This window comes from Methanomethylovorans sp. (assembly GCF_041447285.1).
GTDB lineage: Archaea > Halobacteriota > Methanosarcinia > Methanosarcinales > Methanosarcinaceae > Methanomethylovorans.
Genome location: NZ_JBGMEB010000005.1, coordinates 193,232 through 202,182 on the forward strand (window position 1 = coordinate 193,232; position 8,951 = coordinate 202,182).

Sequence of the window (8,951 nt, forward strand, 5' to 3'; positions counted from 1 at the left end):
TCACCCAAACCTTCCTGTTATATAATCTTCTGTAGGCTTCATTTTCGGATTCTCAAATATCTGCTCGGTCTTACCGTATTCTATCAGATCTCCCGTGAGGAAGAATGCTGTATTATCGGATATTCTTGCAGCCTGCTGCATATTATGTGTGACTATTACGATTGTATATTTCTTTTTAAGCTCCATTATGAGCTCTTCTATCTTCGAAGTTGATATAGGATCAAGTGCACTGCAAGGTTCATCAAACAATATCACTTCCGGTTTAACTGCCAGTGTTCTTGCAATGCATAGCCTTTGCTGTTGTCCGCCGCTAAGATTCAGAGCAGATGTTTTTAGCCTATCAGCTACTTCATCCCATAGTGCTCCTGAGCGAAGTGCATCTTCTACAATACTATCTATCTCTTTCTTGGAAACACTATGTATCTTTGGACCATATGATATATTGTCGTGGATAGACATGGGGAAAGGGTTTGGTTTCTGAAATACCATTCCCACTCTTTTTCGAAGTTCAACTACATCCACATCTTTGGAATAGATGTCTTTACCATCTATCCTTATGTTTCCTTCTATTCTACAGTTCTTCACCAAGTCATTCATTCTGTTCATGCATCTTAAGAATGTAGATTTTCCACATCCTGAAGGTCCTATCAGAGCTGTTACGCTATTCTTGGGAATATCTATTGAAATATTGTGAAGAGCGTGATTATTTCCATACCAGAGATTAAGTCCTCTTACTTCTATCTCTGTCTGGTTTCCGTTGTTTTGTCCCGACATTTGATACCTCTTCTTTAATTCCTAAGTTTTTTTATGTAATGTCTTCTTATACTGACCGCTATCATATTGACGCTGAGGACTATAGCAAGCAATACTAATGCAGTACCATATTGTATAGGTCTTGTTTGGGAAATATTAGTGCCCGCAGTAGCAATTACGTATAAATGATATGGTAGTGCCATAAATTGTGAATATATTGAGCCTGGAAGTCTTGGAAGGAAATAAGCGGCTCCTGTAAGCAATATCGGTGCTGTTTCGCCTGCTACTCTGCCTACTCCTAGAATAGCTCCGGTTATCATGCCAGGAATAGCGGCAGGCAGTACCACTTGTCTGATTGTTTGCCATTTTGTAACTCCAAGCGCTAGAGAAGCATAACGATATTCTTCTGGCACAGTTATCAAAGCTTCTTGGCTTGATCTAATTATAATGGGAAGAGCCATTAATGCAAGAGTGAGTGCTGATGCTAATAGTGAAGCGCCAAACCCCATATATTTCACAAACATTGCAAGTCCAAAAAGTCCAAAGACTACCGAAGGTGTTCCTGCCAGGTTATTTATGGCCATTTCTATTAGCCACTTAGTTTTACCGGGCTGAGCATATTCGTTAAGGTATATTGCTGACAGTACTCCTAAAGGTAAGGCAACTCCCATTGATCCTACTATTAGATAAATCGTTCCCAATATAGCGGGATATATACCTCCTTCTGTCATCCTTCTTCGTGGCATCTCTGTAAGGAATTCTATGTTGATAACACTGTATCCATTTACAAATATCTGTAACATTATGGCTATTACTATAAGCGTTACAAAGGCAGTACTAAGCTTAAGAAAAGCAAAAGCAAGCTTTTGACTAAATTTAGCATTATTTGTTATTGTCCTGCCCCCAGGTTGAATTTATATTTCCTCTTTATGTATTCAGCAACGATGTTGGTAATGAATGTGGTAATAAACAGTACGGAACCAATAGCAAAGAGTGCATAGAAATGTTCACTTCCTTGTGGTACTTCTCCCATTTCCAACGCAATAGTAGCTGTCATAGTTCTCACTGGTTCAAAGAATCCTTCAGGAAAGCCTGGTATAATCGCAGTGTTTCCAGTTACCATCATAACAGTCATTGTTTCACCTATGGCTCTCCCGATGCCCAGCATCACAGCAGCTGATATTCCCGACAGTGCTGCAGGGAGAACAACTTTATTAATGGTTTGCCATTCGGTAGAGCCAAGAGCTAAAGATCCATCTTTTATAGAACGTGGTACTGAACTTATGGCATCTTCTGACATGGATATGATTGTAGGCAAAGCCATTATTCCTAGCATTATAGAACCGGCAAGCGCATTTTGACCTGTGGGCAGGTCCAACAGGTCCTGAAGCAGTGGAACAAGCACTACCAGGCCAAAAAATCCGTATACTACTGATGGAATTCCAGCAAGTATCTCTACAAGTGGTTTAAGTAGATCGGCTTCTTTTTCACCTGCAAGTTCCGATATATATATTGCTACTGCAATTCCAAGGGGTACTGAAAATATAATTGCTCCAAAGGTTACTACCATTGATCCAATTAATAAAGGTAATAATCCAAACTGACTTGGTTGAGATGTGGGATACCATTTTGTTCCTAAAAGAAAGTCTGATAATGAATAGTTCTGGAATAGTGCAAGACCATCCTTAAACAAAAAAATACAGATAAGAAAAAGGATTACTACTGCAGTAACCCCGGAGAGGTATAACAGTGATTCAATCGCTTTTTCTTGATATTTTCTATTACTCATGTCAGATCCTTCACTTGATCTTATTTTACTGGGAAGTATCCAACATCAGAAACTATTGCCTGTCCTTCTTCACTTAGCACATAATCCATGAATTCTCTCGTTAATCCCTGTGGCTCACCATTAGTATAATAATATAGCTGCCTTGCTAACGGATATTTTCCATCGAGTATGTTTTCTTCAGTAGCAGGAACGAAATTTCCTTCTCCGCCGTCAAGTGTGAGAGCTTTTGTACTGTTGTCTAGGTATGCATATCCTATGTATCCAATTGCACCTTTATTCTGTGCAACTTCTTGTACTATAGCTCCAGTTGCAGGTTCAACAAGTGCATCTTGGCGGTATTCTCTTCCTTTAAGAACTTCTTCTTTGAAATATTCATATGTTCCAGAGCTACTGTCACGGCTTATTATTGTAATTTGTCTATCTTCGCCGCCAACATCTTTCCAGTTGCTAACGTTTCCGTCATAGATTGCTTGAAGTTGTGAGAATGTTAATTGAGTTACGGGATTTTCAGGATTCACTACTACTGCAATTCCATCCCATCCAATGACTGTTTCTACAGGATTGATGCTATTATTTTTTGCTTTTTCTATTTCAGACTCTTTCATTTCCCTGGAAGCCATTGCTATTTCTGCTTCCCCATCAATAAGTGCAGCAATTCCTACTCCAGAACCTCCACCAATTACTGTGATATCGCTGTCTTGGTTCTTGAGCATAAACTCTTCTGCTTCTGCTTGGGATAATGGGAGCACGGTATCAGAGCCTTTTACTATAATGCTCTCTTTAGCAGTCGAACTTTCAGATGCATTTGGCACTTCTCCTGTAGTACTAGTATCTTTTGTATTCTTATCCACACAACCAATCCCTGCAAATGTGAACCCTATAATAAGGAACACACTCATAAGGGTAAGTATTTTGTAAACTTCTGATTTTTTAAACATGAGTCTTCTCCACTTTGCTGGAATTATCTTTGATGACACCTGTTGTGTAGATAAGTATTATGTAAATACAATAAAGACTACTATATTCGGTATATTTGTCAATATACTCTATATTTTCTATATATTTCCGTTACTCTCTAATTGCCACAGGTCAATTCTATTGCATATTGTCAATTCTAGTGAAGAACAAAAGTGGCAAATAGGGTAATTGAAATAATAATAGGCATGCCAGATTTACTCATAAAGAATGCTAAGATATTCTATGACAATTATCTTCAGTCTGCAGAAATAGTAATAAATGAAGGGAAGATTAGCAGGATTGCAAAAGAAGCAGATGTGATAGCCGGTGAAGTTATTGATGCAGAAGGATCTCTTGTTCTCCCGGCAGGCATTGATGTTCATGTGCATTTCAGAGAACCAGGCCTTACTCAGAAAGAAGATTGGTATACTGGTTCATGTGCAGCAGCAGCGGGCGGTATCACTACTGTAGTGGATCATCCCAATACACTTCCTCCTACAATAGACAGAAAATCTTTTTCTGAAAAACTCAAGCTTGCTTCTCGTAAATCCATTGTAGACTTTGGTATTCATGGAGGGGTCACTAACAATCTTGAAAAACTCCCTGAACTCTGGGAAGAAGGAGTAACAGCATTTGGTGAGATCTTTATGGCAGAGTCTACTGGTGGACTCAATATCGATGAAGTAACTCTTGAAAATGCCTTGAAAGTGATCAACCAACTTGGTGCGTTGGCAGCTATCCATGCTGAAGACGATGCAATCCGCTTGGAATGTGAGGCTTTATTAAAGAATGATATGTCACCTGCCTCCCACTCTCGGGCGCGGCCTAATATCTGTGAGGCTACTGCAGTTCAAAAAGCGATAGAAATTCTTAGAAAGACCGGAGCAAAAGGGCATATATGTCATATTAGTGCTTTTGAGTCAGTAGGTGTACTTTGTAGAGACAGGTATATTGCACGGCAAAAAGGTCTATCTCCGATCACATGTGAGGTGACGCCGCATCATCTGTTCCTTTCTACAAGGGATTGGGATAGGCTAGGTTGTTATGGTAAAATGAATCCCCCTCTTAGGGATCGTAGAAGTGTAAAGTTCCTCCTTAATTCATTAAATGATGGCAGTGTGGATATTGTAGCATCAGACCATGCTCCTCACTGTGAAACTGAAAAAGACGTGGACATAAAGACAGCTCCATCAGGGGTACCCGGAGTGGAAACTCTCATGCCTCTGATGCTTATGGCTGTGAAGAAAAATCTACTTCCATTGGGACGCATGATAGATGCTACAAGTGCTGCTCCAGCCAGAATATTTGGTTTAGATAAGCATTCAAAAGGCAAGCTTGAAGTGGGCTTTGATGCTGATTTGATTATTGTGGACACAAAAAAGGTAACCACTATAAAAGGAGATCATTTGCATGGAAAAGTAGGCTGGACTCCTTTTGAAGGAATTGAAGCCATTTTCCCATATATCACGATCTCAAGAGGTGATGTGATATGGGACGGTGAAATTTCAGCTTCTTATGGAAGAGGCAATTTCTTACCAGGAAGGGGTAAATGTATGGACACGGATGAACATCATTAAGGAAGTCATGTCCACAAGACCATAACCTTTTAAATATATAATCATATATTATGTTCACGGTGTTGTGATGAAATCCAAATTTGCTATTCATACTACTTTAAGCGGTGATGCCATCAAGGTCCTTGAAAGATATGAGAAGGATCTAGGAGCCAAAAACGTAGTATTAGAGAAAGCTTTACTTAATCTGGATAGCAGTCGTTTCAAGGCCAAACTTGATACACAGAATATTGATAAGTTGCTCAAAAGAGTGTCTACAGGAGTACCCGGCTTAGATGAATTTCTAGAAGGGGGTTTCCCGAAGGGATTCTCAGTTGTAGTCACAGGTCCTCCCGGAACAGGTAAAACTACTTTTTGTATGCAGTTCTTGATGGAAGGAGCAAAGAATGGCGAAAGGTGCATCTTCTTTTCATTTGAAGAGAGGGCTCAACAGCTAGTGCAACATTTCATGAGGTTTGGCTGGGATATAGGTAAGTACATCGATGATGGCTATCTGGAAGTATTCGGTATATCTATGCTTACTTCTGAAGAAATGATCGAGATAATAGAATCTCACAAGCCTGATAGGGTTGTTTTTGATTCTTTGAATGTATTTACGGCTCCCGATGAGTTCAGAAAGTCTACCTCGTGGCGTGCTTTACATAGATTGCTTAAAAAAGATAAGATTACCTCTCTGTTGGTCACTGAAAAGACTCATGGGATAGAAAAAAAACAGTTCGATGACTATGATTTTCTAGGCGATGGAATTGTTTTCCTTGATTTTATCCAGACAAATGATATTGATACTACTCCTATGCCTATTATGGCAATACAAAAAATGAGAGCTACTCGCATAGATCATACTCCTCAGCCCTTCAGATTCACAGCTACTGGTATTGCTAAATACCGTGCACTAAACCTTCCTCAAAAGATATTACAAGATAAAATGGATCAGCGACGGGCAGAGCGGGATTTAGGTATAGTATGAAATAAGACTTGCAATTAATGTTATCGTATATATGGCTCTGAAGTTTCCAACACCGCCAATGCTTATGTAAGCACTTCCATTTTTTTCTCGGTCTATGGTAAGTAAGGATGCTGTGCATCCTGCAATTATTCCTACTACGCTTGATACATAGATCACGCTCTCTACATTTTCTATAGATAGCAGAAGTGCTAAAGGTAATGATAAAAGGCCGATATAGTCAGGTACTTCTATACCGACTCCATCAATCATCTCTGATGCAAGGAAAGTTATGACGGTGATTATAAGGGCTATTTCCAAGGATGTTGTAATCGGTCCCGTCAACAAGAGGTACACAATGGCTAGAGTAGGTATAATTACTCCTGCAAAATTTATGGTTATCTTTGTATCAAACACTCTTTCCTTTGGAGTAATTAATTCTTGTGATACGGGAACACTGTATATCTTTTCTAGGGCTAAAGCATGCTGAGGAAGAAGTTCTGGTTTTCTTGTGCGTATGTTGGATATTGGTATTTCTATATTTCTTGTGGCCAGCATTAAGAGGAGCATAACAAAAAGAGGCACTGATGTTATATGCCCAATATGTATTTTATTCTCATAACAGAGGATGGCAGTTGGGAGAAGTATTAGCCCGAATAATACTATCTGCTTCAGTTCTGAACGGTTTACGTATCCTCTCATCTCAGCCCTCACATTATTTTTGAATTTTAGAATTGTGATTGTATCAACATTTGTTTTTTCTTCTCAAGTAATCCGTATACTTGTCCATGTGTGGCGCCACCAATCAACATTTCAATGGCAGTCCTTATTATCTGATTTTGTTCTGGGGTTCCTAGGATACTTACTGTTTTGCCATATACGGATATTTTTACTCCAATCATGCTTTCCATTATTTCTCTGGTTTTTCCGGCCTTTCCAATGATTCTACCCTTCAGACGTATCATTTCCTGGGGTGTGCCTGCAGAGTTTGACAGATCAATAGTCTCAAGCATCAGCATTTCATCATCCATTAATGCCATGGCCTTTTCCGGGTTAAATCCTCTGGCAATGGCTTGGATTACATCAGGTGCTCTCATCGATTGAATGGGGTCGTTTCCAGGTATGACTTCTACAGTACCTTCTTTGCCATCTATCTCAATAGTAGCTGTTGATAATTGCTCTATTAAATTTTTGACCTGTCCTTTGGGACCAATTATAGCTCCTATTCTATCCTGTGGTACTTTAATGTGAGTCATGATTTTGCTCCTTTTTATCTTTTGTTACAAACAAGTAAAGTTCAGTCTCATCAGATTTTATGCCATATTTTTTGAAATGGCGTGCAATATTCTGAATGTCTCTACGCAGAAATTGGTCTGCTCTTGGGTGTTCAAGAGTGACTGATTGTCCCATATCTATCAATATTGGCTCTACTAGTTCAGTTTCAATGAGTACATTATATTCACTAAGATCTCCGTGTATAAGTTCAGCGTCTTCATAGAGTTTCTTAATGTAGTTAATGAGTATGTCATAAACTTTCTTTGCAGATGCTTCATCTAATTGTACATCTTTCAGTAGAGGGTATGGTTTTTCGTCTTTTCCAACAAACTCCATTACTAGGATATTCCTCTCAGTTGTAATGGGCTTTGGAACCTTTATGCCCACTTCCCCGGCTCTGAGAAGGTTACGATATTCTTTTTTAGTCCAGGCGAAAATTAGATCTTTTTTAGTATGTCTTACGTCTCTGAAACGAGGATCGCCCATTATGTAATCTTCCATTGAATTGAAGGTACTTGATGTGATGCGGTATATTTTTACTGCAAGATTGTGGTCTTTGCCATCTGCCAAAAACACGTTAGCTTCTTTTCCCGTGCTTATGGATCCACCCAAAGCTTCTATTATTCCTTTATTGGATAGTGTATATAGTGCTTTTAAAGTCGCTTCGTCAAAAACATTTTCAGTGACCTTTAACTTTTCAGTGTCTTTGTTTTTCACCCTTCCATTATCAATGAGGGTGTCTATGTTTTTGATTTTATCCTCAAGTGTTTTGGCCATATTTTTATCGGCTCTTTAAAAATCCCTTACGCTCAAGCCAGTTTACCTGTGGGCGAGTGTACTTCCAGATTACGTCTGCTTTTGTGTCCTGAAAATCCCATGGTACTGCAATAACTATATCTCCATCTCGAATCCATGTTTTCTTCTTCATTGAACCCGGGATTCTCCCCATTCTCACAACGCCGTCCATGCATCTAAGTTTCACTCGATTGGCGCCAAGCATATTCTCTACAATGGCTAATACTTCTCCTTGGTCTTTGCGGGGTGTGCGTACTCTGGTTACGCTGCTTTCGGGATTTTCAAAATCATTATTATTAGTCGACAGTTTCATTCCTCTTTAGGTTTCTTAATTAATCTAATTGTTATATATGATTGCATAGAATAAGTGTATTTGCTATACATTTGATATTGTTAAAGTTTGCGAACATGTGCCGTAAGTTATGTATCTCTTACTCTATGTTTTTCACATTTACAACTAGCCACATTTGCTTTATTCCTCGACAGATACTTTTATATACCATGCTGTACTCTGTATGCTCCCTTGCGGGGATCTAATTATCTCCGTGGTATTGATTCTGTTCTGTAAATTCATTGCAGGACATGAGTCAAAGGGAAAGTATATATGCATTAAAAACATATATTCATAATCTCGAGTATGGTGGTGAATTAAGCCGTAATGTCCGTTTTTGCTTGTTTCCTTGTGTTAATCGCAAGGTATATATAGCAAGATGTTCATTATGGTGATTCCCGCACAAAAACTGTTGTGCGTGATAATCACCGCTTTATCGTAAGTGGAGGCAGGAGTTGTTTCTTGCCTGACGTTGGATTTGGCAGTTCGATTAATTCTGGTCGGTAGTGTAATTACTATTGAAAGGAATTAAAC

The 8,951-nt window shown here is 39.0% G+C and carries 10 protein-coding genes; 2 read left to right on the forward strand and 8 right to left on the reverse strand.

Features of this window, described 5'->3' with window-relative positions; translation table 11 throughout:
• From pstB to ACC612_RS02755, 4 genes are read right to left on the reverse strand one after another with little or no spacing between them, the layout of a single operon-like run.
• Positions 1 to 774, reverse strand: coding sequence for a phosphate ABC transporter ATP-binding protein PstB (gene pstB, locus ACC612_RS02740; RefSeq protein WP_371852934.1), 774 nt, complete (start codon positions 772 to 774; stop codon positions 1 to 3).
• Between the two features lie 14 nt (positions 775 to 788).
• The gene (gene pstA, locus ACC612_RS02745) at positions 789 to 1,646 is read right to left on the reverse strand and encodes a phosphate ABC transporter permease PstA (RefSeq protein ID WP_371852948.1); all 858 of its coding nucleotides are present in this window, start codon (positions 1,644 to 1,646) and stop codon (positions 789 to 791) included.
• Positions 1,643 to 2,542, reverse strand: a complete 900-nt coding sequence (gene pstC, locus ACC612_RS02750) for a phosphate ABC transporter permease subunit PstC (RefSeq protein ID WP_371852935.1) — start codon at positions 2,540 to 2,542, stop codon at positions 1,643 to 1,645. Before pstC ends, pstA begins: the two co-directional genes overlap by 4 nt.
• 20 nt (positions 2,543 to 2,562) lie before the next feature.
• Positions 2,563 to 3,480 carry a PstS family phosphate ABC transporter substrate-binding protein gene (locus tag ACC612_RS02755; RefSeq protein WP_371852936.1) on the reverse strand — a complete coding sequence of 306 codons (918 nt, stop codon included), beginning with the start codon at positions 3,478 to 3,480 and terminating at the stop codon, positions 2,563 to 2,565.
• 225 nt (positions 3,481 to 3,705) lie between these two features.
• Between ACC612_RS02755 and ACC612_RS02760 the strand changes: the two genes are divergently transcribed.
• Both ACC612_RS02760 and ACC612_RS02765 read left to right on the forward strand, forming a co-directional pair.
• Positions 3,706 to 5,076, forward strand: a complete 1,371-nt coding sequence (locus tag ACC612_RS02760; RefSeq protein WP_371852949.1) for a dihydroorotase — start codon at positions 3,706 to 3,708, stop codon at positions 5,074 to 5,076.
• Positions 5,077 to 5,143: 67 nt separating this feature from the next.
• Positions 5,144 to 6,040 carry an RAD55 family ATPase gene (locus ACC612_RS02765; RefSeq protein WP_371852937.1) on the forward strand — a complete coding sequence of 299 codons (897 nt, stop codon included), beginning with the start codon at positions 5,144 to 5,146 and terminating at the stop codon, positions 6,038 to 6,040.
• Here ACC612_RS02765 and ACC612_RS02770 read toward each other — a convergent pair.
• The 4 genes from ACC612_RS02770 to eif1A are packed head-to-tail and all read right to left on the reverse strand — an operon-like array spanning position 6,026 to position 8,399.
• Complete coding sequence (locus tag ACC612_RS02770) at positions 6,026 to 6,718, reverse strand: DUF1614 domain-containing protein (protein ID WP_371852938.1); 693 nt, start codon at positions 6,716 to 6,718, stop codon at positions 6,026 to 6,028. The two genes, ACC612_RS02765 and ACC612_RS02770, sit on opposite strands and share 15 nt — an antisense overlap.
• A 26-nt stretch (positions 6,719 to 6,744) precedes the next feature.
• The gene (locus tag ACC612_RS02775; protein WP_371852939.1) at positions 6,745 to 7,272 is read right to left on the reverse strand and encodes a pre-rRNA-processing protein PNO1; all 528 of its coding nucleotides are present in this window, start codon (positions 7,270 to 7,272) and stop codon (positions 6,745 to 6,747) included.
• The gene (locus ACC612_RS02780) at positions 7,259 to 8,068 is read right to left on the reverse strand and encodes a serine protein kinase RIO (protein ID WP_371852940.1); all 810 of its coding nucleotides are present in this window, start codon (positions 8,066 to 8,068) and stop codon (positions 7,259 to 7,261) included. Before ACC612_RS02780 ends, ACC612_RS02775 begins: the two co-directional genes overlap by 14 nt.
• A 4-nt stretch (positions 8,069 to 8,072) precedes the next feature.
• Positions 8,073 to 8,399, reverse strand: coding sequence for a translation initiation factor eIF-1A (gene eif1A / locus ACC612_RS02785; protein WP_371852941.1), 327 nt, complete (start codon positions 8,397 to 8,399; stop codon positions 8,073 to 8,075).
• Positions 8,400 to 8,951 lie beyond the last annotated feature (552 nt).